The sequence below is a fragment of the uncultured Gordonia sp. genome, assembly GCF_937858515.1.
GTDB lineage: Bacteria > Actinomycetota > Actinomycetes > Mycobacteriales > Mycobacteriaceae > Gordonia.
Genome location: NZ_CALLZT010000172.1, coordinates 1 through 26,017 on the forward strand (window position 1 = coordinate 1; position 26,017 = coordinate 26,017).

The window sequence follows — 26,017 nt, forward strand, 5'->3', positions numbered from 1 at the left end:
TGCGACCTCTGGGTTATGAGCCCAGCGAGCTACCGAGCTGCTCCACCCCGCGTTGGTGAATCCAACGTTACAGGGAGGCTTCACGCATGTGCAAATCGTTTACCGGTGATCCTCGCAACACATCCGACCTGCGGTTTTCGGTTCTCCCGGCCACAAATCACCTGGTTGATCCCGGCACTGAACTACAACCAGGAACGGGTCGAAGGTCATATGTGAGCTACAGCACACCGGCGTAGGCTGGAATGCGCTACCAACCAGCCCAGCAGGAGGAAACCCACCAGGAGGCACCCCATGCACACCCACCCGATGACCACACATCTCCCTCACCGGCACGAAAGCCACGGCAATCATCCGATGAGCTTCGTCGCATTCGCTCTCATCCTCACCGGATTCGCCACCGCGGGCCTGTGGCTGGTCCACATGGCCAGCGGTAGCGGCGGCCACGCAGCCCTGTACGGCGTCGCGGCGGCGATCGCCTTCGGCGGTGCGGCCACGATCTTTGTCACGCTGACCAGGCGCATCCACCACAGCCCGCTCCTACCCGACAACACGGACGCCGAAACCGACCGCTATCTGCACGAGTACCGGGACTGACACCTACCCGCACCGAGAAGGACGTCGAAAAAGGAAATGCCCCGACCGAATCCGGCCGGGGCATCTCGCTGTGTCACCGGATTCAGCCGCCCGCGTTCTCGTAGGCGTCGACGGCCTTCTGCAGCTTCGCGAGAGCATCGCCGTAAGCCTTGAAGTCACCGGCCTGCTGCGCAGCCCTCAGCTCGTCGAGCGCCGAACCCATCGCCTTGACGGCAGTGTCACGCTGGGTGCCCGACTGACCGCCGGACGTCGTACCCTGCTGCTGCTGTTGTTGCTGCTGCGTCTGCGTGGGCGTGGTGGTCTCCCCCGGAACGGTGACCGCGTACTCGGGGTCGATGCCCACCTGCGCCAGCGCGCCCGCAGTGGTGGACGCGTAACCGATCCTGGCGGTCTCACCGAGCTTGGCCTGATACTGCGTCACGATGCGGAACATGCGCGGATACGAGCCCTCGCCCTTGGCCTGAACGTACAGCGGCATCACATACAGGACGCCGTTGTCGCCCACCGGCAGAGTCAGCAGGTTGCCGAACTGCGTTGTGGCGGTGTTCTCCAGGTTCTTCAGGTTCTCCGAGACGCGTGCGTCGGCCTTCATCGGGTTGAACGCCTGCTTGGGGCCCACCCGCTGCGAACTCAGCGGCAGGGTCCGCAGCGTGATCCGGCCGTAGTCCTCCGGGTCCGACGACGCCGTCATGTAGGCACCGAGGATCGGCCGGTTCAGCCGCGTCATCACCGACGTCAGCTGGAACGACGGCCGCTTGTCGTCCGGTCCGGCCGCCACGAAGTAGTACGGCGGCTGATCCAGACCCTGCCGGTCGGCCTGCTCATTCGTCGGGTCCGCGGGAACGGACCAGAACTGGCTGCCCTGGAAGAATGCCTGCGGATCCTTCACGTGATACCTGGCCAGCAGCGTGCGCTGGATCTTGAACAGATCCTCCGGATAACGCACGTGATCACGCAGGTCACCCTGCTTGTCGAATTCGGCACGCGTTTCGACGGTTCCGGGGAACACCTTCATCCAGGTCTTGAGCACCGGATCGGTGTCGTCGAACTGGTACAGCTTCACCTCGCCGGTGTACGCGTCGACGGTTGCCTTCACCGAATTGCGCACATAGGACACCGTACGGTTGACCTGCGTGCGTCCGGTCTGGCCACGATTGAGTTCCTGCGCATCCGAGGTCAACGCCTGCAGCGACGTCTTCTGTGCGTACGGATAGCTCTCCAAAGTGGTGTAACCGTCGACGATCCACTTGATCGAACCATCGGACATCACCGCCGGATACGTCTTCGAATCGACGGTCAGCCACGGGGCCGCCTTCTTGACCCGGTCCCGCGGATCACGGTTGTACAGGATCTTCGAATTCTTGTTGATCTCGCTCGACAGCAGGAAGTTCCGCTCGCCGAACTTCACCGAATACATGAAGCGGTTGAACCAGTTACCCAGGGACACGCCCGAATCGCCCTGGTAGGTGTACTTGGTGTTCTCGGTGTCGTATTCGCGGGCCGGGGCATTGTCGGAACCGACGATCGCGTAGTCCGGGGTGCCCTTGGCGATCAGCTCACCGAAGTAGATGCGCGGCTCGGTGACCCTGATCGGCGAGTTCTTCTTGTACTCCTCGGTCTGGAAGTTGCTGAGGTCGCCGACCACGAAATCCGGTTCGCCCGACCCCTGCGTGTCGTTCTCGTCGGCTGCCGCCTTGCGGACCGTATTGGCCGGAGCCGCGACGAAACCATTGCCGTGCGTGTACGTCAGGTGCTTGTTCAGCCAGTTCGCCTGATCCCCGGCCAACCGGTCCGGATCGATCTCGCGGACCGCCACCACGTAATCGCGCAATTCGCCGTCGACCTTGTACCGGTCGATCGCCAGCTGGCTGGGGAATCCGTAGAAGTTCTGCCGCTGCTGCAATTGTGTGTACGTGCCCGACACGATGTTGGGGTCGAGGATGCGGATATTCGACAGCGTCGCCTTGTCACCGTTGACCGAGGCCGGTGTGGGATCGGCGGACGCCCAGTTGTTCATGACCGTCACCTTGTTGTCGCCTATGCCGTACGCCTGTTCGGTGGCGGCGATATTGCGCGCGATGTATTTGGCTTCTTTCTGCGCGGCGTTCGGCTTGACCGAGAACTGCTCGACGGCCAGCGGCCAGCCCACGCCGATCAGCAACGCCGACACCAGCATCAGGACCGTCGCCAGCGCCGGAACCCGCAGGTCGCGCAACACGATGCCCGCGAAAAACGCGATGGCACAGATGATCGCGATCGCCATCAGGATCAGCTTGGACGAGAGCACCGCATTCGCGTCCGTGTAACTCATGCCGGTGAAGGTCTCCTGCTTGCGTTCACTCGACAGCAGTGAATATCGGTCCAGCCAGTACGCGACGGCCTTGAGCAGCAAGAAGATTCCGGCCAGCACCGACAACTGCACCCGCGCCGACATCGAAATCGACGGCGCCACACCGGCACCGCCGAGCCGGATCGACCCGAATACGTAGTGCGTCAGCAGATTGATCACGAACGCGACCACCACGATGACGAACAGCAGATTGAGCACAAACCGCCAGAACGGCAGGTCGAACGCGTAAAAGCCCACGTCCAAACCGAACTGGGGATCCTTCACACCGAACGACTCACCTTTGAGGAACACCTGGATCGTCGACCACGACCCCTGCGCCACCAGGCCGGCGAGCACACCGATCGCCACGGGCGGCGCGATCGCGAACCACCGGATGCGGCTCATCACCGTCGTCCGGTACCGCGCCAGCGGGTCCGGGCCTATCCCGGAGGGTACGAACACCGACCGCGACCGGTAGGCCACCGCGGCGGCCGCGAACACGATCGCCGCGGTGATCAGCGCGGCCACCAGGAACACGACGATCCGCGTCCAGATGATCGTCGAGAACACCTTGGTGTATCCGATGTCGGAGAACCACAACCAATCGGTGGTCAGGCTGACCGCCCGAGGGCCCACCAGCAGCAGGACCAGGACGGCAACACCGATCCAGATCACCACCTTGCTTCTGCCTGACAGTGTCGGCAATCCCGCCGCCGGGCCGCGAACGCTCACCTGACCTACTCTCCAAAGTTCCCAATTCGGACATCAACCACGACTGTAGTCACTCGGCGAAGACCGCGGGCCAGCCGCTACCCGTCCCGCGCCGCCTCCAGGGGAGGACATGGCCTCCCACTGTACTGGTGACCCACGCCACGGCAGCCGACCTGGTCGGACTTGACCGATCCGCACCGAATGACCCGACCGCCTGAACCGCAGGCCCGGACGCACGGGGCAAGATGAACGGGTGAGTACCGCATTGACCCCTGACGCCCTGGGCAGCGCACTGCGCGACGTCGCCGATTACGTAGGCGACGACGGCTGGAATCAGCCCCCCGCCCTCTTCGCGCTCGTCCCCACCCACGTGCTCGCCGCCGCCAATCCCGGGCTCATCGCCGACGACGACCCGTCCGAACTCAGTCCCGTCGCACAGGACCCGCTCCCCCTCGGCCCGGACAACCACCACGCCGACCACTACGCCGAACTCGAACAGATCCTGGGCACCACGAGCTGGCCCGACGCCGTCGCCGGCTGCGCTCTGGTGCTACAGGTCGTCGTCGTCCCGCCCGAGGCCGAAGCGGATCTGGACTCGGCTTTCGAACCGCTCCTCGGCGACCCCGACGCCGCCGAGGCCGCGGCCCGCGAGGTCGCCAGAACCCACCCCGGCAGCCGCATCGCCCGGCTCATCGTCGGTGCGCTGCGCGGCGGATCTCACCTGGTCCTCATGCAACTCAAACCCGAAACCGAGGAGGACGACGAGACCGAGCTCCTCACCCACCCAGACCTGGCACCCAACCTGGTGGCAGCGCTGGCCTCAACGTTGTAGTTCGCGACCGGCCCGGTTCAGCACTGCGGGAGTTCGGCGCCCTCGCCTAGTTTCTTCAGCGCGGCCAGGGCGTCGTCGAGGGTGCTGACCTTGACCAGTTCCAGGCCGTCGGGCTTGTCACCCTTGGCCTCCCGGCAGTTTCCCTCCGGGACGAGGAACACGGTGGCGCCCTTGTCGGCGGCCGCGCGCGTCTTGTGGGTGATACCGCCGATCTCGCCGACGTTGCCGTCGGGGTCGATGGTTCCGGTGCCCGCGACGAACTTTCCGCTGTTCAGCGGTCCGGGGGTGAGTTTGTCGATGACCGCGAGCGTCATCATCAGGCCGGCGGACGGTCCGCCGATGTCGCCGACGTTGAAGGTGATCTTCAGGTTCGGGTCGGCGTTGCGCAGTTCGGGGGTGACCCCGAGGTAACCGAGCTTCGGATTGTCGGGGCGTTTGCCGAGGGTGACCTCGAGGTGTTCGGTGGCCGCCGCCCGGCGTACATCGATCGCCAGCGTGGTCCCGGGTGCGGCCGCACGGATGACCTCCTGCACCTGGGTCGTCGTCCGGACCGGTTTACCGCCGACGCTCTGCAGCACGTCGTTCTTGCGCAGGATTCCCGCGGCGGGCCCGTCGCCGGCCACGTCCTCGACGATCAGTTCGGTGGGCCGATTCAGATGCAGCAGCGCGGCGAGCGTCGCGTTGTCCTCGGAGTCGGTCATGTCCCGCTGATTGCCCTTGCGGACCTGTTCGGGAGTCTGGTCGGGCGGAAACACCCGGTCCCGCGGCGACAGCGTGTAGTCGCCGGAGATCCATTTGCCGATCGAATCGAACAGGCTCATACCGTCGACGACGGAAACCGTGGTGAGGTTCAGGTTTCCGGAAGTCTTGTCGACCTGGGCACCCTGGATCTGTACGACCGGTTTGTCCCCGTTCATGCCGAGGGTGTTGATGGTCGGCCCTGGGCCGAGCGCCACGTACGGAACGTTGACGGACGTACCGATCACCAGCAATGCGACGAATGTCAGCACGGTGACCGCGACGGTGACCAGGCGCCTGGTGCCGGGCGTCAGACTCATTTCGGTGAGTCTATCCGCTCACGGCGAACGCCTCGGGCCGGTATGCCGGGTGCTCGAACTGTACCGTTGAAGACATGACTGACCTGCCCTTCGGTTTCTCTCCCCCCGGTGACGACGACGATCGCCGGGACTCCGGCGACAAAAGCGGGGACGGGCGGAAGGACGGCGGCTCCGGCAGCGGTCCCGGCGGCCAGGATCCGTTCGGTTTCGGTTTCGGCAGTGCCCAGGGTTTCGATCCCTCCGCGTTCGATCCCACTGGTTTCGATCCCTCCAAGCTCGACCCGTCGGGATTCAACCCCGCGGCGCTGGGCCAGATGTTCTCGCAGCTCGGCAGCCTGTTCAGCGGAATGGGTTCGGGTCTGTCCGGAAGCGGGGCGTCGGGGCCGGTGAACTATCAGCTGGCAAGCAACCTGGCACGGCAACAGATCGGTAAGTTCACCCCGGTCAGCGCCGGCGAGTCGAAGGCCACCGAGGATGCGATCCGGCTGGCCGAGGTGTGGCTCGACGACGCGACCGTCTTCCCCAGCGGCATCACCAAGTCGGTCGCCTGGACACCCGTGCAATGGCTGGAGGAGACGATGCCCACGTGGCAGCGTCTCTGCGATCCGGTGGCCACCTCGCTGTCCAAGACGTGGGAGGGCAATCTGCCCGCCGAGGCCGCGCAGTTCGCCGGTCCGATGATGGGAATGCTGACCCAGATGAGCGGTATGGCGTTCGGCACCCAGCTCGGACAGGGGCTCGGGCAACTGGCCAAGGAAGTGCTCGGCGGCACCGACATCGGCCTGCCGCTGGCCCCCGACGGGGTGGCGGTACTGCTGCCCGAGGCCATCGCCACGCTGACCGGCGGCCTCGAACAACCCGCCCAGGAGGTCATGGTGTTCCTGGCCGCCCGGGAGGCGGCGGCGGTACGGCTGTTCGCCCACGTGCCGTGGCTGCGGCAACGCCTGCTGTCGACGGTCGAGGAGTACGCCCGCGGCATCAGCATCGACTTCAGCGGCATCGAACAACTCACCACCGATCTCGATCCCACCGAGTTGTTCGCCAACCCGTCGAAACTGGAGGAGTTGATCAGTTCGTCGGCGTCGTTCGAGCCTAAGACCACACCCGAGCAGCAGGCCGCGCTCACCCGGCTGGAAACCTTGCTGGCGCTGATCGAGGGCTGGGTGGAGCAGGTGGTGAGCAGTGCGCTCGGCGACCGTATCCCCGGTACCGGCGCGCTCACCGAGACGATGCGCCGGCGACGCGCCTCGGGCGGTCCGGCCGAGCAGACCTTCGCGACGCTGATCGGGCTCGAACTGCGGCCCCGCAAGGTGCGCGAGGCCTCCGCGTTGTGGCGGCAGCTGGTGGACGCCTCCGACATCACCGTCCGCGACGGCGTGTGGGCCCATCCCGACCTGATTCCCGATTCCACCGACCTCGACCATCCGGCGGCCTTCGTCGACCGTGTGATCGGTGGTGGCACAAGCGCTTTCGACGATCCGATCGCCGAACTCGAACGCACCATGGCCCAGGAACGCGAACAGCAGGAGCGCGGCAAGGACGGCAGGGACGACACCTGATCCGCTGCCGGGGTTATCCACAGCGCGCACATTCGCCCGCGGCGACGGCGGATTCTGCTGGCACACTTGCCATATGAGCAGGGGGATCACCGCAGTCGCCGAACCGTCACCGACCGGACAACCCGGGCAGTTTCCCGCACTGGCACCGCACGTTCATGTCATCGCGTTGTCGCCCAACAGGATCCGTATCGGTTCCGGACCCACCGGCAGTCTGGAACTGATCGTGCGCGACGGCGTCGACGTCGAGAAGGTGTGCGCATTGCTCGGCTGGATGCGAGTGCGGCGGCGGCCTGACAATATCGTCCGGCGGGCCCGGAGAGCCGGGCTGGCCCGCCGCGACATCGTCCTCATCGGTCGTGCGCTCATCACATCCGGACTCGCAGAGTCCCCGGAGATCCCAGCCGCCCCGACGACGGACGCCGAGGGGTCCGGTCCGCGAACGATACGGGTGAGCATCGAGGGCCGCGGCGCTCTGACGACGCAGTTGCGGACGCACCTGCCGCGGGTGGGGATCGCGGTGACCGCACTCGACGACGCGAACCTGACGATTCTCGCCGATCACCTGGTCCCCGACCCACATGTCGTGGACGCCCTGATGCGCCGGGGCCGGGCACACCTGCAGGTGCGGATGCGCGAGGGCGTCGGCCTGATCGGCCCGCTCGTGCTGCCCGGCCGGACCAGTTGCCTGCGTTGCGCCGACCACCACCGCACGACTATCGAACCGCACTGGCCGCAGATCTCGACGGCGCTGGTCGGCCGCACTTCCGGCGCGGCGCTCGCCCAGATCCGGGCCACTGCGGCCCTGACCCAATGGCAGGTCGAGGAACTGGCCGGCGCACTGGCGGCCATCGACCGTGGCGAATCACCCACGCACCCGCAGCTCGTTGATCACGTCCTCGAGTTGCATCCGCGACCGACCCGGATCGAGCGGCGGCGTTGGCCGTCGCACCCGCTGTGCGGCTGCCGCACAACACCTCCAGATTGCCCCGATTACCAGGACCGGGAGCCATCGCGGTCGACTACTCTGGCACAGGTCCCGTGGGGAGAGGAAGTGCATGAGTGAGATCACCCGAGGGTCCGGCCGCCGGAACGCCAAACTGGCGGCCCTGCCCATCGGTATGGCCGGACGGGCTGCGGCGGGCCTGGGCAAGCGCATCGCGGGTAAGGACAAGGACGCCGTCAACCAGGAGTTGATGGAGAAGGCCGCCGAGCAGCTTTTCGCCGTTCTCGGCGAGCTCAAGGGTGGCGCCATGAAAGTCGGGCAGGCGCTGTCCATCATGGAGGCCGCCATCCCCGAGGAGTTCGGCGAACCGTTCCGCGAGGCGCTGACCAAGTTGCAGGCCGAGGCGCCACCGCTGCCGGCGGCAAAGGTGCACCGGGTCCTCGACCAACAGCTCGGCACCAAGTGGCGTGGGAGGTTCCGGGAGTTCTCCGACACCCCGGCCGCAGCGGCCAGCATCGGTCAGGTCCACAAGGCGATCTGGTCCGACGGCCGCGAGGTGGCGGTCAAGATCCAGTACCCGGGCGCCGACCATGCTCTGAAGGCCGACCTGAAAACCTTGTCCCGGATGACGGGCCTGATGCAGCGGATGTCGCCGGGCACCGATGTCAAGGCGATGATGGATGAGCTCATCGACCGCACCGAGGCCGAACTCGACTATCTCGGCGAGGCCGACAATCAGCGCGCGTTCGCCAAGGCGTACGCCGGCGACCCCGATTTCGTGATTCCCAAGGTGGTGGCCAGCGCACCGAAGGTGATCGTGTCCGAATGGATCGACGGTGTACCGCTTTCGCGCATCGTCGCCGCCGGCGATCAGGCCACCCGCAACGATGCGGCGGCCAAACTCGCCACCTTCGAATTCTCGTCGCCGGTGCGGGTGGGGTTGCTGCACGGAGACCCGCATCCCGGCAACTTCTTCCTCACCGACGACGGCCGGTTCGGGGTCCTCGACTTCGGTGCGGTGGGCCACTATCCGGACGGCCTGCCGCCCGTAGTCGGCCCGATTCTGCGGCTGGCCCGCGACAAGAAGTACGACGAGCTCAAGGAGTTGATGGTCCAGGCCGATTTCATCCGGGCCAGCCATGTCAACAAGGTAAGTGCCGCCGACATCGAGACCTATCTCAAGCCTTATGTCGACCCGCTGTATACCGAGTCGTTCCATTTCACCCGCAAGTGGTTGCAGCGTGCGGCCGGTAAGGCCACCGACGTCCGCGGCGATGTGTACAAGACGTCCCGGCACCTGAACGTGCCCAAGCAGTACGTGATGGTGTTCCGGGTACTTGCCGGCTGCGTGGGCATCGCCGCGCAGATGGATGCCGAGGCTCCCTACCGGGCGATCATGGAGAAGTGGGTGCCCGGGGTCGCCGACTGATTCCGTCCGGCCAGGTCAGGCCCGCAGCAGTCGGTGATCGTCGCGCAGCCAGCGGGCGAAGGCGTCGCCGTCGATGTCGAGTGCCTGCAGACGGGGCAGCGTGTGCCGGTCGTCGGTGACCGTCGCCGCCTCGGGCACGCTCGTGCAGGCGATGTCGACGCCGAGTTCGCGCGCGGCGGCGACAGCCGAATCGTCGAACCGGCCGAACGGGAACGAGAAGCAGGTGACCGGTCGGCCGGCGAGTTCCTCAATGCGTCGGTGCCCGCCGTGGATCTGCTCACGCTGACGACGCGGCGACAGGTCCGTCAGTGACAGATGGTCGAGGGTGTGACTGCCGACGGTGATCAGCGGATGCTGAACCAGGGCGTCGAACTCCTTGTCGTCCACCATGATTCGTTGCACTGATCCCGGTTGGCCAGACCAGGTGCGCAATTCGTCGACCGCCTGATCCTGCTGGTCCGGATCGAGTACGACGATCGCGTTCCAGAGCGCGACGAACAGGCGCTGCCGATCGGTGGTGACCGCGTCGGCATCGGCTCGCCAGCGTCCGTCCGCAGCCTCGCGGGCCGAGCTGTCGCCGATGGTGAACCGGTGACGATCGGCACCGAGAACGATCTCGAGTTCACCGGGCAATACCGCGGGGGCGAGGATTGCGCGTTCGAGCGCATCCCACCAGAACTCACGTGTCCGGCCCACGGCATTGCCGATCACGAAGATCGTCGCCGGTATCTCGTGGCGTTCCAGAATCGGTAGTGCCGCAACCACATTGTCGAGGTAGCCGTCGTCGAAGGTGACTGCGACCCGGGCATCGGACCGGCCGAAGACGTCGCCGCCGGAGAAGCTCACCGCGTCGACGGTGCCGCGGCATTGCGCCAGCACCTGCATCTGCTCGTCGAACATCTTGGGCGACACGCAGATCCCCCACGGGTCGAAGTCGGCATCGACGACGCGGTGGTACATCAAGATCCCGCCGCGGCGACGGTGTCGGCGCATACGCCTGCGGACCGCCGAACGGACCAGACCTGCGTCGAGGCGCGGCATTCAGGTGTCCTAGAGGTCTTTGTCGTCCGCACGCACGACGAGCTTGCGTGCGGCCACGGTGATGGTCACCGGATACTCGGGGTCATACACATCGAGCTCACCGGTTTTGAGATCCTTGTCCGCCAAACCGTGCAGAAATGCGGTCGCCGACAGAACGTTGCCGAACACCCGCACGTCGACCGCGTTCGGGTACTCGAAGGTCTCCTCGAACAGACGCTTGGCCGATGCCTCGCTCAGTGACCAGTACCAGGTGTCCCGCCAGGTGGGGTCGGCGATCTGTGTGATGCCGGGAACCGTACACAGCACCACCCCGCCCGGCTTGAGAATGCGATGCAGAGTGTCCACGACAGCCTTCATGTCGTAGATGACATGCAGGGTCTGGGTGATGATCACGCAGTCGAAGGTGTCGCTGGGGACATCGGGTGCATCGGAAAGGTCGGCGACGTAGGTGGCGCCCTCCACATCGTGGACGTGCAGCATATCCGACCGGGTCACGTCGTGACCGAATGCCTCGGTGTAGATCCGCTCACCGATCTCCAACACCCGGCCGGTGATGAGCGCGGACTGCCGTTCGAGGAAGTTCTCGATGTAGTAGCGGTCGATGGGTCGACCCCGATCGTAGCCGTAAGCCCGGCAGATCGGTTCGAGCCGCCGCAGGTCACCGAAGTTCACCCCGCCCACGCGCGGGCGCTGCTTGAGCCGGATCCAAGTGTTGAGGGCGCGTTCGTAGTTGCGCTCACCGAGCACCGACCGCGCGAAAGCAGTTCTCGTCGACTGCGTCTGCACCTGTGTCTCCGACTCTGCCGTCATTGTCGTCACGCCCCGATCTGATCGAACCCGCCGCCGCCGCACTCGTCGTGTGGTAGAGGCCTTTTGCTTAGGTAGGTAAACCTACCCTATGAATTCGCTATGAGCCTCCACCGGGTCACGACGCTTGGGTGTGTAGGCCGAACGGTAGTTTCGGTTACCCTGAGCTCCGCTTCGCGTCGGTCATAGCCTCGGCACTCCGCCGACCTGTCCCAATGCTCCGGAGTGACCACATGCGGTCCACAACGACAGGCAGGCCGCCCTCGCAAAGAGAGCGGCCCACCGGGCCGGGCTGCCTGACGGCCCGGCATCAGGCGACGGCGTTCTTGCGCGGCCGGCCGCGCGGACGCTTGCGCGCCACGACGGTGCCCCGCTCAAAGATCTCACCGCCCCACACACCCCAGGGCTCAGCGCGGTCGAGCGCCGCGCGCAGGCACTCGGCCTGGAGCGGGCACTGCGCGCACAGCGCCTTTGCCTGCTCCAGATCACGGGGGTCCTCGGCGAACCACAGGTCGGCGGCGGTCACCTGGCACGGCAGGTCGAGCGCGGGCTTGCGGTCCGCCCCGGTACACGACTCGAGTACGTACTCAATGGTCATGATCTTCTCCACATCTGGGTCTATAGCTGTCGGTCTTGTGGTGACTGACCCGCTGCCGCAGATGTGGTCTCCGAGCGTCCGGTCCTCCGAGGAGGGAAACGTTCTGAGGCTCCAATCAAAAAGGCCACGGGGTTCGTCTTCGCGATCCGCCCGTGGCCTGTGTGCCCGATCTCCCTACGTCAGGGAGTTCGGCAGAACACGGGGAATCGTTGCCTGGCTCGCACCATTGCGTCGATGCCGGTTTTTGCAATGCGCAGTGCGCCGACAGGTGCGATCGCCGCGGGTGCGGTCTTCGCCTTGCCGGACAGATCACACGCACGCCACGAACGATGCTGTTGTCCATATGCGTGTTGGGTGTGGTCTGTGATTGCTACGGTGCCGGTTGCCGGCGCTTGTTCAGCGCTTGCCGCCGGGGCCCGATACCCGGGACTCGACGCCCGATCGGCGACGATCCGATGCACGAACGACGGTGACAAGACCGCCGAATGAGCATCCGTCGCGCACGGTGCAGCGCCAGCGATGGCAACGAACTGATCGCTCAGTTGACCGTTCATTGGTCCGACACTCCTTTCCGTGCTAGATCGGGAGACTGCTGATCTCTTGTGCGAGCCCACCCGATGTGGAACGCAAGACACTCTCCCCGTGTCGTGCTGACCAGAGTAAAGGGCGATCGAAAACCGCACAACCTATTTTTGACCTGCGGTTTTCACGACGATCCCGACGATATCGTCGCCGTAGTCGGCGAGCTTCTTCTGGCCGATGCCGTGGATCTTGAGCAACTCCCGGGGGGTGGCCGGGGCCTGTTCGGCGATCGCGGTGAGCGTCTTGTCGCTCAGGACCGTGAAGCCCGGCACATCCCTGGCCTCGGCGACTTCGGTGCGCCACTGCTTGAGCGCGGCGAACAGTTCCTCGTCGAGGTCGGCCGGGCAACGTTCGCAGCGGCCGAGCAGGGCCGCCGCCGAGCCGACCAGGCGGGAGCCGCAGATCCGGCACGACGGGCCGCGGCGCACCGGGGCGGGGGCGGCGATCCGGGAGGCCGGCGAGGTGTCGGGAACGATGTCGTCGGTGACGAAGCGAGAGCGGCGGCGCGCTCGCCCGCCCTCGTTGCGGGCCAGCGCCCACGACACCTGCAGATGTTCGCGGGCACGGGTGACGCCGACGTAGAACAGGCGGCGTTCCTCCTCGATCGCGTCGAAACCGGCGTTGACGGCCTGTGAGATGGGCAACGAACCATCGGTGAGGCCGACGAGGAACACCGCGTCCCATTCCAGGCCCTTCGCCGCGTGCAGCGACGACAAGGTGACGCCCTGCACCGTGGGTGGGTGCCGGGCCTGCGCCCGTGCGGACAGTTCGGTGACTACATCGCGCAGCGTCAGGTCCGGCTGCGCGGCGGCCAGGTCGTCGACCAGCGCGGCCATCGCGCGCAGCGACTCCCAGCGGCCCCGCGCCTGCGCGCCCGACGGTTCCTCCGGCTCCAGGCCCAGCGGTGCGAGCACGGCACGGGTCAGCGTGGGCACGTCGGCATCGGGCGGCAGGTCGTCGCGACGGGCCGCCTCGGTGAGTCCACGCATCGCCTGCCGGACCTCGGTGCGGGTGAAGAACGACTCACCACCCCGTACCTGGTACGGGATTCCGGCCGCGGTCAGCGCCTGCTCGTGACTCTCCGACTGTGCGTTGATCCGGTACAGGATCGCGATCTCCGACGCCGGCACCCCCTGCTCGATGAGCGCGGCCACCTTCGTGGCGATCGCCACAGCCTCGGACGGCTCGTCCGGGTATTCGGCGAACACGGGTGCGGGACCGGCCGGACGCTGCCCGAGCAGCCGCAGCCGGGTACCGGCGATCCGGCCGCGCGCCTGCCCGATCACCCGGTTGGCCAGCTCGACGACCTGCGGCGTCGAACGATAGTCACGTTCGAGGCGGACCAGGGTGGCGTCACCGAATCGCCGCGTGAAGTCGAGTAGGTACGACGGAGTGGCGCCGGTGAACGAATAGATGGTCTGGTTGGCATCGCCCACCACCGTCAGATCGTCACGGGCGCCGAGCCATTCGTCGAGCAGTCCCTGCTGCACCGGGGTGACGTCCTGATACTCGTCGACGACGAAACACCGGTAGCGTTCGCGGAACTCCTCGGCCACCGCCCGTTCCGAGCGCAGGATCTCGGTGGTGTAGATCAGCAGATCATCGAAGTCGAGCAGCCGGTCACCGTCCTCGTTCACCTTCAGGCGTTCGTAACCGGCGAACACCTGCGCCACCTTGTCAGCGGGTTGCGGTGTCTCGCGGCCGATCTCGGCGACATGTTCGGCGTAGGCCGCCGGACCGATCAACGACGCCTTGGCCCATTCGATCTCCGCGGCCAGGTCACGGACCGACTCCTTCGACGTCGGCAGTCCCACGCGGTTGGCAGCGCGCGAGACCGCCTGAAACTTGTTGTCGAGCAACTCCCACCGCAGTTCGCCGAACACCTGCGGCCAGAAGTACCGCAGCTGACGCAGCGCGGCCGCGTGAAAGGTCTGCGCCTGCACCGAACCCACACCCAGCGTCCGCAACCGCCCGCGCATCTCCCCGGCCGCGCGGGCTGTGAAGGTGACCGCGAGGACCTGCCCGGGGTTGACCTGCCCGGAGGCGGTGAGATGTGCGATACGCCGGGTGATGGTCCGGGTTTTTCCGGTCCCCGCACCCGCCAGCACGCACATCGGCCCGCGCGGAGCGCGGACGGCGGCACGCTGCTCGGGATCGAGACCATCGAGGATGTCGGGCACGTCCCCCACTATCTCAGGGACGTACGACAGGCACTTCGCACACCCGTTCGCCGGACGAGGGTCAGACGCCGAGTTTGGCCTTGACGTCGGCAATCGACGGATTGGTCGCGGTGCTGCCGTCGGCGTAGCGGACGGTGGGCACCACATGATTGCCGCCGTTCACGCTGCCGACGAACTCGGCCGCATCCGGATTGACCTCGATGTCGATTTCCTGCCACTTGATACCGCTGGCCTTGAGCGCGGTCTTGAGCCGACGGCAGTACCCGCACCACGAGGTGGTGTACATCGTCAGTTCGCCGTCGTCGGAGGTACGCGTGTCGTCGTCGATCACATTGCTCATGAAGCCCATAACACCACAGGTCGGTCCGGTGTTCCGGCCATAGCGGTGTTCCGGACGGAGCGTCCGATCAGTGCTTCAAAGCGCCCAGGCCTCGATCATGGCACGGGCGATGGAGATCGAGCCGGGCAGCCGCAGCCTGGGCGCATCAGCACCGGCGGGTATCGCACCGTCGGCCCGCGACCAGCCGCCACCCGCGGCCAGCGCCTCGCGCACCTCGTCACGGTGGAACCAGATGGCGTCGCCGATCTCGCCGTCGAGAAAATTCAGCGGCTCCCCCGGGTCGCCGAGCGCCTCGAATCCGAGCATCAGCGATCGCGGGAACGGCCACGGCTGACTGCCCAGATAGCGCGGGTCGCGCACGGTGATGCCGACCTCCTCATGCACCTCCCGGATCACGCACTGCTCCAGCGACTCCCCCGGTTCGACGAAGCCGGCGAGCGTCGAGTACCAGCCGTCCGGCCATACCGCCTGCCTGCCGAGCAGCACCCGGTCGGCGCCGTCGTGGACGACTGTGATGATCGCCGGATCGGTGCGCGGAAACTCGTCGGCCGCCGTCGCCTTGACCTGCCCGCCTCCCGCGGGCCGGCGCACCCAGCCGCCGCGCGCGGACGCGATCGGCACCCCGTCGGCGGGCGAGAATCGTGCGGTGGCATGCCAATTGAGGATTCCCAGCGCGGTCGCCAACAGACCGGCCTCGTCGGCACCGAGCAGTTCGGCACCGCGCCGTGGATCGGCGGTCGGCCCGTCGATATGGTCGACCCTGCGCGCCCACACGTGCCCGCCCGAATCGCCGAGAAAGACCGCGTCGGGACCGGGTTCGGCGCCGAGCGTCTGCGCGTCGACCCAGTGCAGCGTACCGTCGTCGGCGACCGGATAGCGTCCGGTGGAGTCGACCAGCAGCACCCGCGCCGACGGCCAGCCCGCCAGCAACGCGGCGGAATCGTCGCGGATCTCGTCGGCCCGGTCGAAGGTCGCCCGTGACAGCAGCGGCGGCTGCGGCAATGTGAAGCGCCTGGCTGCGGACTCAGTCATCGGATGGGCCTCCCTGCCGCACGTACAGCAGGCGATCGCCCACCTCGATCTGTTCCACCTTGCTGTTGTCGACGCGGTAGAGCACACCTTCGCGGACGACGCCGAGCACGATGTCCTTGGTGTGCTTGGGCGAGCCGCCCGTCTCGGTCGGATCCACCTCACGTTCGGCGATCGAATATCCCTCGTCCGGGGTCAGCAGGTCCTCGATCACCTCCACGACCGTCGGCGTCTTGGTGGCGATGCCCAGCAGCCGGCCCGCCGTCTCCGACGACACGACAACGGAATTGGCCCCCGACTGCCGCATCAGATGCTGGTTCTCGGCCTCGCGGATAGAGGCGACGATCTTGGCGCGCGGGTTGATCTCGCGGGCGGTCAGCGTCGCCAGCACGGCCGTGTCGTCGCGGTTGGTGGCCACGACGATCGCTGCGGCGTGCGCGACCCCCGCCAGCCGCAGCACATCGGACTTGGTGGCGTCGCCGCGCACCGTCACCAGACCGTCCTGCGCGGCTGCCTCCAGTGCGGCCGCGTCGCCGTCGACGACCACGATCTCCGACGGCTTTATGCCGTCGCCGATCATCGCCTCGACGGCCGTGCGGCCCTTGGTGCCGTAACCGATCACCACCGTGTGGTTGCGCACGCTGTTCCTCCATCGCTGAATCTTCAGGGCCTGTCGCGACCGTTCGGTGAGCACCTCGAGTGTCGTTCCGATCAGCACGATCAGGAACAGCACCCGCATCGGCGTGATGATCAGGATGTTCACCAGCCGCGCCTGCGGTGAGAGCGGCGTGATATCACCGTATCCGGTGGTCGACAGGGTGACCGCCGAGTAGTAGAGCGAATCGAGAAACGACAGTGGGTTGCCCTGCGCGTCGCGATAGCCTTCACGGTCGATGTACACGATTACGGCTGTGAAGAACAACGCGACGACCGCGAACACCACGCGCTTGCCGATGGCCCGCCACGGGCTGGCCTGCAGCTCGGGAATGCTGATGACACCGACGAGCGCGTAGTCGGGGCCCTCCGACAGCTGGTCCGAACGCAGCCGGTTCCGGATTCGGCTACGGACGGCCACGCCGACGCCCGACGGTCAGGAGCGAGTCCTCCCGGGGCGCGAACGGCCCCCGGTCGTGCGTCGCCCGCGGTCTATGCCTCACAAGACCTTGAATCTAGTACCCTCCGGCGGTTTCGCAAGCAGGCCGGGCGCGACTGGCTGCCCTGGCTACTTGGCCAGCAGCGCGGCCAGCGCATCCCGGTCCGGCAGATCGTCGGGTTCGAGCGTTTCACCCGACCGCACGTAGTGGAACGCGGCCCGCACCTTCTCGACCGGCACCCCGGCCAGCTGCGCCCACGCGATGCGGTAGGCCGCGAGCTGCACGATCAGCGATGTCCGTTTCGCTGGTTCCGGCACCGCCCCGGTCTTCCAGTCCACCACCAGCCAGCGCCCCTCGGATTCGGCGAACACCGCGTCGATGCGGCCGCGGATCACCGTCGCGCCGATGACGGTCTCGAACGGCACCTCCACCTCGCTCGGTGTGCGCTGGGCCCACCGCGACGACAGGAACCGATCACGCAGCGCGTCGAGGTCGGCGTCCGGGCTCGCGGTGGCGTCGGCGGCGCCGGGCAACTCATCGATGTCCAGCAGCCTGGTGGCACCGAACCAGCGTTCCACCCAGGCGTGGAAGGCGGTACCGCGCCGGGCGGTCGGATTCGGCGGGAACGGGGTCGGCCGGCGCAGTCGCTGGGCGAAGGTCTGCTCGTCGGTGTCAAGCTCGACGAGCTGACTCACCGACAGATGTGCCGGCAGTTCGACCTCGATGAGTGCCTGGTTGGCGCCGCGCAGTTCGGCGAGCAACGCATCCGCTTCGGCGCGCCAGGCCGCGATCTCCGGGTCATCCAGGTCAGGAACGACCTGGATGGGTTCGGCCGGTTTCCGTTTTCTGTTGCCACGCTTGGCTGTTCGCGGAAGGCTGGGGGGCGAGTCGAACAGGCCGGATGCCTCCCGGTGATCAAGCGCGACGAGTACCTTGTCGGCGGCGGCCCGCATCACATCTCGTCGTCCGTCGAGCGGATCGTGCGGCCACGGTCGGGAGGTGTCCAGTTCGGCCAGCGGGTTGGTTGCACCGTCGTCGGGCGCGTCTGCGATCGGATCCGCATGCAGCCCTTCGGAATCAGCCGAAGGATCGGTCAGCGCCGAGCGGGTGATCTCGAGGAGCTCGTCGAAGAACACCGACGGCCCGCGCGGCTTCTCATCACCCTCGGACCAGTGGTGCGCGGACACCAGCAGCTCGTCCTTGGCCCGAGTCAGCGCCACGTACAGCAGCCTGCGGTCCTCCTCCAGGCGACGCTCCTTGATCGCGTCCTTGTGTTCGGTGAGGATGCTCTCCAGTTCTTTCCGGTCACCCGCGCCCGACACATCGCACCGTGGAAACCCTTCTGATGCAGAATCTTTCGGGTGCGCATCGGCCAGGTCGCCGCGCAGCTCCGCCGGCAGTTCCCGCGCGCTGCCCAGCCACGTCGAATCGGCCTTACCACCCGGGAAGATCCGCTCGCACAGGTGTACCACCGCCACCACATCCCATTCGAGCCCTTTGGCGGCGTGCACGGTCAGGATCTGTACCCGATGCTCGGCAACCTCCACATGCCCTGGCTCCAAACCCTTTTCGATGGATTGGGCCGCTTCCAGAAACGACAGCAGACCGGGAAGGTTGGCGCCGGGACGGTCGGCGAACCGCGAGACGTATTCGGCGAATGCGTCGAGTTGCTCACGGCCGGTGACGATTCCGCGCATCCGCCGGGCCTGGATCTGCGCCTCCACCGATACCCCGGTCGCGATCTCGACGTCGGCCACCAGTTCCGTCAGCGGCTGACCGATCCTGCGGCGCAACGACTCCAATTGCCCACCGAACGCCCGGATCCGGGCGAAGCCGTCCGGGCTGTAGCGCTCCGGGGCACCCGGGTCCACCAGCGCGTCACCGATCCCGGCCTGATCGATCATGTCGGTGGGCAGCACCGCATCCAGCGCTTTGTCGAGTTCCTCGCGACTGTCCACCGCACCCGACGACCCGTAGCCGGCGGCCACCGCGAGTTCCCGGGCACGGCGCCACAGCGCGTCGATGTCCTTGGCGCCCAACTGCCAACGCGGACCGGTCAACAGCCGCATCGCCGCCGACCCGGCAAGCGGATCGGCCACCAGCCGCAGCATCGCGACGATGTCGGCGACCTCCGGAACATGCAGCAGCCCACCGATACCCACCACTTCCGCGGGGATACCGCGGGCGGCGAGCGCGGCGGCCAGCGGCGCCGAATCCTCGTTGCGGCGCACCAGAATCGCGGCCGTCGGCGGTGCCTGCCCGGCCTGTTCCGCCGCCCGGTACCGGTCCTCGATGCGGTCGGCCACCCACTCGCGTTCGTCGACGACGTTGTCGCACAAAGCCAGTCGCGCGACCCCGGCGGGCGCGCCGTCCCGGGGGCGCAGCACGCTCACCGGAATACCTCTGCGGCGCAACTCCTCCGACGTCTCGTTGGCCAGCTTCAGGGCGGTCCGGCTGTTACGCCAGCTCGTCAGCAATTCCAGCCGCCGCGCCTCCGAGCCGTCCGACCATCGGAAGTCCCTGGTGAACCGGGGCAGATTGGCGGCCGATGCGCCGCGCCAACCGTAGATCGACTGGATCGGATCACCCACCGCGGTGACCGCGACCGACGCCGCCGCACGTTCTGTGCGACGGCCGAACAACGAGGACAACAGGATTCGCTGCGAATGTCCGGTGTCCTGGTACTCGTCGAGCAGCACCGCCCGCACCGACGCCCGTTCGGAGTCGGCGACCTCCGGATGTCCGGACACCAGCCGCGCCGCCATCGACATCTGCGACCCGAAATCCAGTGCCGACTGCCTGCGCATCTCGTCGCCCAGCGCCACTACCAGCGGCACCAGTTGCCGGCGCTCGTCGATCACCGTCTGGATCTTGCGCAGCGCCTGACTCGGCTCGGCGCGCTGACGCGGCCCCTTCGGGAGGGTGTCGATCAGCCCGTACAGGGTGTCGCCGGCGGTCTCCAGCGCCGACACGTCCACCAGGTGTTCGGCCAGTTCCGAATACAGCGACAGCACCGCCTCGGTCACCGACGCCGGGGTCTTGTCGGTGACGAGCTCACCCGTCCAGTTCGACACCACCGAGAACGCCAACTGCCACAGTTCGGTCTCCGACAACAGCGTCGAGGACGGTTCCACCGGCAACAACAGTCCGTAGTCGGCGATCAGCCTGCCCGCATACGCGTGATAGGTGCTCACCTCGGGGTCGGAGCTGCGCAACCGGGCCGCCAGCGTGCCACCGGGATCCCAGGTGCGCAACGCCGGCGACCCGGCCAGCATCGACAATCTGCGCCGGATCCGCGCCCCCAGCTCACTGGCCGCCTTGCGGGTGAACGTCAGACCAAGAATCTCCTCCGGACCGGCCAGCTGATTGGCCACCAGCCACACCACCCGCGAGGCCATCGTCTCCGTTTTGCCCGCACCCGCTCCCGCCACCACCAGCACCGGTTCCATCGGTGCCTCGATGACGGCGACCTGCTCGTCCGTCGGCGACGGCAGGCCGAGAGCGGCGGCCAATGACTTCGCGCTTATCATCGGCCCACTCCGTTTTCGAGTGCCGCGGACAGCGACTTCGCGCTAATCATCCAGGACCGTCCTGCCCTGGAGATGGGCGGGACAACTGGTGGTAACCGGGCAGTGCGGGCAGCCCGGATTGGGGGTGGCGGCGTACCCGGGGCCGATCGACGCGCGGGCGGCCTTGCGTATCAACGTGATCCATTCACCCATCGTCGCGGCATCGGGTGGGTCCTGGACACGTTCGGCAGCACCGGTGCTGCGATTCTCGGTGGACACGTACACCAGCCGTCCCCCACCGGTCTCACCCCCTGCGCTGTTGTCACCGCCGGCACCGGGGATGCCGCCGAGTTTGAGTGCCACCTGATACGTGGCGAGCTGAGCATGATCCTGTGCGTCGGCCTTGGAGATCGGGGTCTTGCCGGTCTTCACGTCGATCACCACCGGCCGGTCCTTGTGGTCGAGTTCGAGTCTGTCGATACGGCCGCGGAGCTTCACCGCGGGATCGTCGCGATCGCCGTTCTCCCCCGCGCCGCTCTCCCCGTCACTGTTCTCCGGCGGCAGGACGGCGTCGATGTCGGCCTCCACCCCGAACTCGGTGAGATCGGTTCGTGAAACCCGCAGCCACTCACGAAAATTGACGAGCATAGCCTCGGCACGTTCGAGTTCGCGCCGAGAGAACCACGCCGCGCCCGTATCGACCCGATCCCATACCTCCCGCAGCGCGGCGGTGACCTCGGCCGGGTCGATCTTTCCCGCGGTGGCCTGCACCAACGTGTGCACCAGTGTTCCGGTGACCGCGGGCGCCTGATCGCCGTCCCGGCCGCCGTGGCGTTCGAGCAGCCACCGCAGTGAGCACAGCGACAGGGTTTCGGTCGTCGACGGCGACAACACCACCGGACCGTTCTCGGGTGACCATAGCGCGACGTCGGTGCTCGGGCCGGCCAGTCCGTACCAGTCCCGCGGATGGGCCCCCGGGACGTCGGCGTCGGCGAGTTCGGCCAGCAATGCCGCCGCCGCATCGGCCCGCCGTACCGTATCTAGTTGGGCACCTTCGGTTTCCGTGACGATAGCGCTGCGCAGCGTGGCCACCAGCGACGGCAGCGAAAGCACCCGCTCGACACCCGGATCGAGAGGGATGTCCGCTGTCGGAATCTCATCACCCGGAAGATCGGACGCGTCACCGAGACCGAGTGAATCGGCGATCTCCAGCAGGAACCGGGACGGCGTCGACGTGTCGCCGTCGTCGACGGCCGAGATCATCAGGGTGCGCCGCGCCCGGCTACATGCCACCAGCAGCAGCCTGCGTTCGTCGGCCAGCGCCACCGACCCGCGGGCCAGGGTGTCGACAGCGTCGGGGTGCACGCCGTCGAGCAGGTCGACGAGCGGCCCGGTGGCCAGGACGCTGCCCCGGCTGCGCAACGACGGCCACAGCCCGTCGGCGACGCCGGCGACAGCGACGACCTCCCATTCGCGGCCCACCGCGGCATGCGCCGAGATCACCGCCACCGACTCGGCGGTGACGCGCTGGGTACGGCTGTCGCCGGGAATCTGCAGCTGCGTCAGGTAGTGGACGAAGGCGGCCGGGCCCGCGGTGGGCAGATTGTCGGTGAACGTTCCGGCCGCCTCGAACATCGCGATCACGGCGTCCAGATCGCGGTCGGCCTGCTCGCCGATCGGACCACCACGTAATGCCGTTGCCGCCCAGCGCCTGTCGTGTCCGGTTGCCTGCCAGGACGCCCACAGTATGAGTTCCAGATCCCGCCCCGCGTCATGTGCCTTCGACCCCGCGCCGACGACCTTCCGGACCCGGTTCAGCGGTGCGAGTTCGGTGTCGGACAAGGCTTTCGCATAGCGATCGGCGACAGCGTCGTCGAGAATCGCCGCGCGCAACGACACCAGGGAATCAGGCGTGTCCCCGTCTGGCGCGACCTCCGCCGGATGTGCCTCGTCGTAACGCCGGATTCCTCGCCGCAGCCTGCGCATCGCCCCCGGATCGGCACCACCGATCACCCCGGTGATCAGGTCGACGGTGTGGTCGATCCCGAACAACTCAGGGTCCCCCGGATCGTCGCGTGCGGCGACGGCCCGCAGTACCAGTAGCAGCCCGAGAACCGCACGCTGACGGTGGAGCGGAAGATCGGAGGTCTGAGTGAGCAGCGGTACCCCCGCGGACCGGAATGCCCGTCGCAACGCCGGCAACGACAGCGACACCGACCGCACGATCACCGCCATCTGAGACCACGGCACCCCCTCGAACAGATGCGCCCGGCGCAGCAGATCGGCGACGGCGGTGGCTTCCTTTGCGGCCGAACTGAATACTCGCACCGAGGCCGAAGCCTTCGAGGGGGTTGCGTCAGGTGCCTCGAGTCGCCGGACCCTTCGTGACCCTCGCTCCTTCGTCGCTTCGGCCTCAGGGATCAAGATGTCTGGTCGCGCTTCCGTGACTTCGCCCTCGTCCACACCCCTCGACCCCTGACGAACCACAGCACCAGCAGAGGCATCCACACCCCTCGACCCCTGACGAACCACAGCACCAGCGGAGGCATCCACACCTCTTGATCCCTGAGGAGCCGGAGCGCTAGCGGAGGCGTCTCGAAGGGTCCGGTGAGCCCCGGCTCCCAACGGTTCAGGGTATGGGTGGGGGCGGGCGCCGGGCAGACGACGGGCCAGGAGGCGGCCGACGTGGTTGACCTCGGGACGCGACCGCATGTCGTCGGTGAGGACGACGTCGTGGTCACTGCCCGGTTCGGCGAGTCCGTCGGCGAAAACCGGACTGGCGCCGCGGAATCCGAATACCGACTGATCGGTGTCGGCGGTGATGATCGTGGATGCGGTGCCGGTACCGACCAGTTTGAGCAGGTACGCGGCCTGCGGGTCGAGGTGCTGGGCGTCGTCGACGATGAGGTGCCGGATGCGGCGCCGCTGTGCGGTGAGCAGGTCCGGGTCGGTGGCGAACGCCGACAGCGCCGACCCGACGAGTTCCGCGGCGTCAACGGCCGGCGCGGACGCACCCGGGGTCGACAGACCGACGCTCCCGCGCAACAGCATCGTCTGCTCGTACTGCTCGTATGCCCGTCCGGCGGCCACCCACTCGGGACGTTTGTGCTTGCGCCCCAACGCCATAAGCTCGTCGGGGCCCGCCCCACGTTCTGCGGCCCGCATCAGCAGATCCCGCAACGCCTGGGCAAAACCGTCGGTCCCCAGCGCCGGCCGCAGATGCTTGGGCCAGTAGTCGGCGCCGTCCTCGATATCGCCGGCAAGCAGCTCACGCAGGACGACGTCCTGTTCGGACCCGGTGATGAGCCGGGGCGGCGGATTGCCGTGCGCAGCGGCCTGAAGGCGCAGGATCGCGAACGCATACGAGTGCACCGTCCGCACCAGCGGTTCCCGCAACGCACCCCCGAACCCGTCGATACGGGCAAGCACCCTCCGCGTGATCTCCTCCCGCAACGCGATCGACGCCCGCCGACTGGGCGCGATCACCAGCACCGACTCCGGATCGACACCCGCTGTGGACAGCCGGGCGACGGCGGCGTCGACAACCAGCGCCGTCTTCCCGGTCCCGGGTCCGCCATGCACCCGATACGGCCGCCACGCCCGCGCGTCGGGCGATCGCTGCACGTCGTCGATGACCTTGCGCACCTGCGACGGCCACTCCCGCTCAATGCCCGCCGCACCGTGCGCGGCAACCAGCCGGGCGCGCAGAGCCGTACCCCGCACAGGCTGATTGCGTGGTTCTGGCCGTCGGGACATGATCCCTATGCAATCACGAGGTACCGACACCGCATCGCGCCCGGTTCCCGACGATAATGGCGCGCATGACGTTGTTCACCCACACTTTCGGCCCGGCCCGCAACGACTTGCCCGCCGGCACTCCCACGGTTCTGGCGATTCACGGGCTGACCGGGCACGGTAACCGCTGGCGGTTCCTGGCTGCCGACCTGCCGGAGGTCCGCTTCCTCGCGCCGGATCTGCGCGGGCACGGACAGTCGCCGTGGACGCCACCGTGGTCGTTCGACACCAACCTCGACGGACTCGAAGATGTTGTGGCAACTGAGAATCCGTCCGAACTTGTCATTGTGGGGCATTCGTTCGGCGGCGCGCTGGCGATGCGTCTGGCGCACCGGCTCGCATCGTCGGCGGTGCGGGTGCGCGCGGTCATCGCGCTCGACCCGGCCCAGGGACTCGACCCGCAACGGGCGCTGGAGGTGGCCACGCTGGGTCTGGAACATTGGGATTACGCCGATGCCGATGCCGCACGGTCGGCCAAGCGTGCGGAGGGCTGGGCGCTGGTACCCGACCACATCCTCGATTACGAGATCGCGACCCATCTGGTGCCGAATGCCGCCGGGCGGGTGCAGTGGCGGGTCAGCGCGCCCGCCGCGGCGACGGCATGGAGCGAGATGGCCCGCCCCGCCGTCACCCCGCCTGCGGGAATCCCGACGACGATCGTCGTCGCCGACCGCGTCGATCCTCCGTTCATCAGCGAGCAATTCATCGCCGACTGCGGCCCGGATGTGACTGTGCTGCACGCCGATTGCGAACACATGGTGCCGTTCCTGGAACCGGAGCTGGTGGCCGGCCTGATCCGCAAGGCGATCGGATAGGGCGATGGCGACGGTTTCCGACGACGAGATCGAAGCGGTCCGGGCGCTGGTCGCCGCGATCCCCGAGGGCCAGGTCACCACGTACGGTGACCTCGCCACCGCCGTCGGCCTGTCGTCCCCGCGGATCGTCGGCTGGATCATGCGCACCGACTCCGCCGACCTCCCCTGGCACCGGGTGGTCCCCGCAAATGGCCGCCCCGCCGCCCACCTGGAGACCCGTCAACTCGATCGCCTCCGTGAGGAGGGCGTCCCCATCACCGACGGCCGCATCCACATGAGCGACTGCCGCTGGCTGCCGGCAATCGACGCACCGCGGTCCGTGACCGACGTCAAAGGATTCTTCGGATCGGAGGAGGCGACGTGAACGACCCGAAACTCCGCAATTTGTGTCGCTCAGCGCGACAAAACGCGGAGTATCAGCTTCAGCGCCAGGTGACGGCGGCGGGGCGGCGGTAGGGGCTGACGGCGGCGCGCATGCGGGTGACGATGAGGTCGCAGATGCGGGGGTCGGCACCGAGGGGTTCGGCGACGGCGCCGACGTCCATCGAGAAAAGGCGGGAGTGGAACAGGCCCGGCGCCAGCAGGTAGCTGGCGACCACGAGCTTTCCGCCCCGGCGCAGCCGTCGACGTGCCCGTGAAATGGCTTGCGGCACCGTCGGTTCAGCAGTGGCGATGAAGCCGACCTCCACCCGGCCGCCGATCAGCGACCCCGGCTGGCGGGCGGCCAGACGGACCCGACCACGGGCCGAGGCGTCCGAGGACCCCGCCGCTG

19 protein-coding genes are annotated in these 26,017 nt (G+C 67.3%); 7 read left to right on the forward strand and 12 right to left on the reverse strand.

All coding sequences use genetic code 11. The features are described 5' to 3' along the window. Window positions 1–306 precede the first annotated feature (306 nt). Window positions 307–594 carry a hypothetical protein gene (locus Q0627_RS16830; RefSeq protein ID WP_298811569.1) on the forward strand — a complete coding sequence of 96 codons (288 nt, stop codon included), beginning with the start codon at window positions 307–309 and terminating at the stop codon, window positions 592–594. 82 nt (window positions 595–676) lie between these two features. Here the strand turns inward: Q0627_RS16830 and Q0627_RS16835 are convergent, their stop codons facing one another. Continuing rightward, the gene (locus tag Q0627_RS16835; protein ID WP_298811571.1) at window positions 677–3,655 is read right to left on the reverse strand and encodes a UPF0182 family protein; all 2,979 of its coding nucleotides are present in this window, start codon (window positions 3,653–3,655) and stop codon (window positions 677–679) included. A gap of 232 nt (window positions 3,656–3,887) precedes the next feature. Here Q0627_RS16835 and Q0627_RS16840 point away from each other — a divergent pair, with 232 nt between their 5' ends. Further along, window positions 3,888–4,466, forward strand: a complete 579-nt coding sequence (locus Q0627_RS16840; protein WP_291013075.1) for a PPA1309 family protein — start codon at window positions 3,888–3,890, stop codon at window positions 4,464–4,466. Window positions 4,467–4,483: 17 nt separating this feature from the next. Here Q0627_RS16840 and Q0627_RS16845 read toward each other — a convergent pair whose 3' ends face one another. After that, complete coding sequence (locus tag Q0627_RS16845; protein WP_291013072.1) at window positions 4,484–5,524, reverse strand: PDZ domain-containing protein; 1,041 nt, start codon at window positions 5,522–5,524, stop codon at window positions 4,484–4,486. A gap of 74 nt (window positions 5,525–5,598) precedes the next feature. On the opposite strand from Q0627_RS16845, the gene Q0627_RS16850 reads away from it, so the two are divergent. The 3 genes from Q0627_RS16850 to Q0627_RS16860 all read left to right on the forward strand — a co-directional run bounded on the left by Q0627_RS16850 (window position 5,599) and on the right by Q0627_RS16860 (window position 9,455). Further along, on the forward strand, window positions 5,599–7,083 hold the full coding sequence (locus tag Q0627_RS16850) for a zinc-dependent metalloprotease (protein ID WP_298811575.1): 1,485 nt from the start codon (window positions 5,599–5,601) through the stop codon (window positions 7,081–7,083). Between the two features lie 73 nt (window positions 7,084–7,156). Beyond that, a complete protein-coding gene (locus Q0627_RS16855; RefSeq protein ID WP_291013067.1) occupies window positions 7,157–8,146 on the forward strand; it encodes a hypothetical protein in 990 nt (329 codons plus the stop codon). Beyond that, entirely contained in the window at window positions 8,139–9,455 is a 1,317-nt protein-coding gene (locus tag Q0627_RS16860) for an AarF/ABC1/UbiB kinase family protein (RefSeq protein ID WP_291013064.1), read from the forward strand. The genes Q0627_RS16855 and Q0627_RS16860 overlap by 8 nt, the downstream gene beginning before the upstream one ends. 15 nt (window positions 9,456–9,470) lie before the next feature. On the opposite strand, the gene Q0627_RS16865 is transcribed toward Q0627_RS16860, so the two are convergent. From Q0627_RS16865 to Q0627_RS16905, 9 genes are all read right to left on the reverse strand, one after another. Next, window positions 9,471–10,496, reverse strand: a complete 1,026-nt coding sequence (locus tag Q0627_RS16865; RefSeq protein WP_291013061.1) for a polysaccharide deacetylase family protein — start codon at window positions 10,494–10,496, stop codon at window positions 9,471–9,473. Window positions 10,497–10,505: 9 nt separating this feature from the next. Beyond that, window positions 10,506–11,306 (reverse strand): bifunctional 2-polyprenyl-6-hydroxyphenol methylase/3-demethylubiquinol 3-O-methyltransferase UbiG, encoded by an 801-nt coding sequence (locus Q0627_RS16870; protein WP_291013098.1) that lies wholly within the window; start codon window positions 11,304–11,306, stop codon window positions 10,506–10,508. Between the two features lie 307 nt (window positions 11,307–11,613). Next, a complete protein-coding gene (locus tag Q0627_RS16875; RefSeq protein WP_291013059.1) occupies window positions 11,614–11,901 on the reverse strand; it encodes a WhiB family transcriptional regulator in 288 nt (95 codons plus the stop codon). A gap of 686 nt (window positions 11,902–12,587) precedes the next feature. Next, window positions 12,588–14,663, reverse strand: coding sequence for an ATP-dependent DNA helicase UvrD2 (locus Q0627_RS16880; protein ID WP_291013056.1), 2,076 nt, complete (start codon window positions 14,661–14,663; stop codon window positions 12,588–12,590). Window positions 14,664–14,724: 61 nt separating this feature from the next. After that, window positions 14,725–15,003: a mycoredoxin gene (locus Q0627_RS16885; protein WP_291013054.1), complete on the reverse strand. Its 279-nt coding sequence runs from the start codon at window positions 15,001–15,003 to the stop codon at window positions 14,725–14,727. 75 nt (window positions 15,004–15,078) lie between these two features. Continuing rightward, window positions 15,079–16,035: an NAD(+) diphosphatase gene (gene nudC, locus Q0627_RS16890; protein ID WP_291013052.1), complete on the reverse strand. Its 957-nt coding sequence runs from the start codon at window positions 16,033–16,035 to the stop codon at window positions 15,079–15,081. After that, window positions 16,028–17,107, reverse strand: a complete 1,080-nt coding sequence (locus Q0627_RS16895; RefSeq protein WP_291013049.1) for a potassium channel family protein — start codon at window positions 17,105–17,107, stop codon at window positions 16,028–16,030. Before Q0627_RS16895 ends, nudC begins: the two co-directional genes overlap by 8 nt. Before the next feature lie 147 nt (window positions 17,108–17,254). Next, on the reverse strand, window positions 17,255–20,656 hold the full coding sequence (locus tag Q0627_RS16900) for an ATP-dependent helicase (protein WP_291013047.1): 3,402 nt from the start codon (window positions 20,654–20,656) through the stop codon (window positions 17,255–17,257). A gap of 42 nt (window positions 20,657–20,698) precedes the next feature. Next, a complete protein-coding gene (locus tag Q0627_RS16905; RefSeq protein ID WP_298811587.1) occupies window positions 20,699–24,391 on the reverse strand; it encodes an ATP-dependent DNA helicase in 3,693 nt (1,230 codons plus the stop codon). Between the two features lie 65 nt (window positions 24,392–24,456). Between Q0627_RS16905 and Q0627_RS16910 the strand changes: the two genes are divergently transcribed. Then, a complete protein-coding gene (locus tag Q0627_RS16910) occupies window positions 24,457–25,245 on the forward strand; it encodes an alpha/beta fold hydrolase (RefSeq protein ID WP_291013042.1) in 789 nt (262 codons plus the stop codon). Window positions 25,246–25,249: 4 nt separating this feature from the next. After that, window positions 25,250–25,609, forward strand: coding sequence for an MGMT family protein (locus Q0627_RS16915; RefSeq protein WP_291013040.1), 360 nt, complete (start codon window positions 25,250–25,252; stop codon window positions 25,607–25,609). Between the two features lie 58 nt (window positions 25,610–25,667). Here the strand turns inward: Q0627_RS16915 and Q0627_RS16920 are convergent. Further along, on the reverse strand, window positions 25,668–26,017 hold a 350-nt coding region (locus Q0627_RS16920), incomplete at its 5' end, for a CbiX/SirB N-terminal domain-containing protein (protein WP_298811589.1).

What these genes read in the sequence shown, in the direction of transcription:
- Q0627_RS16855 (WP_291013067.1), top strand. Translation starts at nt 7,157, where the DNA reads ATGAGCAGGGGGATCACCGCAGTCGCCGAACCGTCACCGACCGGACAA.
- Q0627_RS16870 (WP_291013098.1), bottom strand. Translation starts at nt 11,306, where the DNA reads ATGACGGCAGAGTCGGAGACACAGGTGCAGACGCAGTCGACGAGAACT.
- Q0627_RS16915 (WP_291013040.1), top strand. Translation starts at nt 25,250, where the DNA reads ATGGCGACGGTTTCCGACGACGAGATCGAAGCGGTCCGGGCGCTGGTC.
- Q0627_RS16830 (WP_298811569.1), top strand. Translation starts at nt 307, where the DNA reads ATGACCACACATCTCCCTCACCGGCACGAAAGCCACGGCAATCATCCG.
- Q0627_RS16905 (WP_298811587.1), bottom strand. Translation starts at nt 24,391, where the DNA reads ATGTCCCGACGGCCAGAACCACGCAATCAGCCTGTGCGGGGTACGGCT.
- nudC (WP_291013052.1), bottom strand. Translation starts at nt 16,035, where the DNA reads ATGACTGAGTCCGCAGCCAGGCGCTTCACATTGCCGCAGCCGCCGCTG.
- Q0627_RS16875 (WP_291013059.1), bottom strand. Translation starts at nt 11,901, where the DNA reads ATGACCATTGAGTACGTACTCGAGTCGTGTACCGGGGCGGACCGCAAG.
- Q0627_RS16910 (WP_291013042.1), top strand. Translation starts at nt 24,457, where the DNA reads ATGACGTTGTTCACCCACACTTTCGGCCCGGCCCGCAACGACTTGCCC.
- Q0627_RS16850 (WP_298811575.1), top strand. Translation starts at nt 5,599, where the DNA reads ATGACTGACCTGCCCTTCGGTTTCTCTCCCCCCGGTGACGACGACGAT.
- Q0627_RS16900 (WP_291013047.1), bottom strand. Translation starts at nt 20,656, where the DNA reads ATGATAAGCGCGAAGTCATTGGCCGCCGCTCTCGGCCTGCCGTCGCCG.
- Q0627_RS16865 (WP_291013061.1), bottom strand. Translation starts at nt 10,496, where the DNA reads ATGCCGCGCCTCGACGCAGGTCTGGTCCGTTCGGCGGTCCGCAGGCGT.
- Q0627_RS16845 (WP_291013072.1), bottom strand. Translation starts at nt 5,524, where the DNA reads ATGAGTCTGACGCCCGGCACCAGGCGCCTGGTCACCGTCGCGGTCACC.
- Q0627_RS16860 (WP_291013064.1), top strand. Translation starts at nt 8,139, where the DNA reads ATGAGTGAGATCACCCGAGGGTCCGGCCGCCGGAACGCCAAACTGGCG.
- Q0627_RS16885 (WP_291013054.1), bottom strand. Translation starts at nt 15,003, where the DNA reads ATGAGCAATGTGATCGACGACGACACGCGTACCTCCGACGACGGCGAA.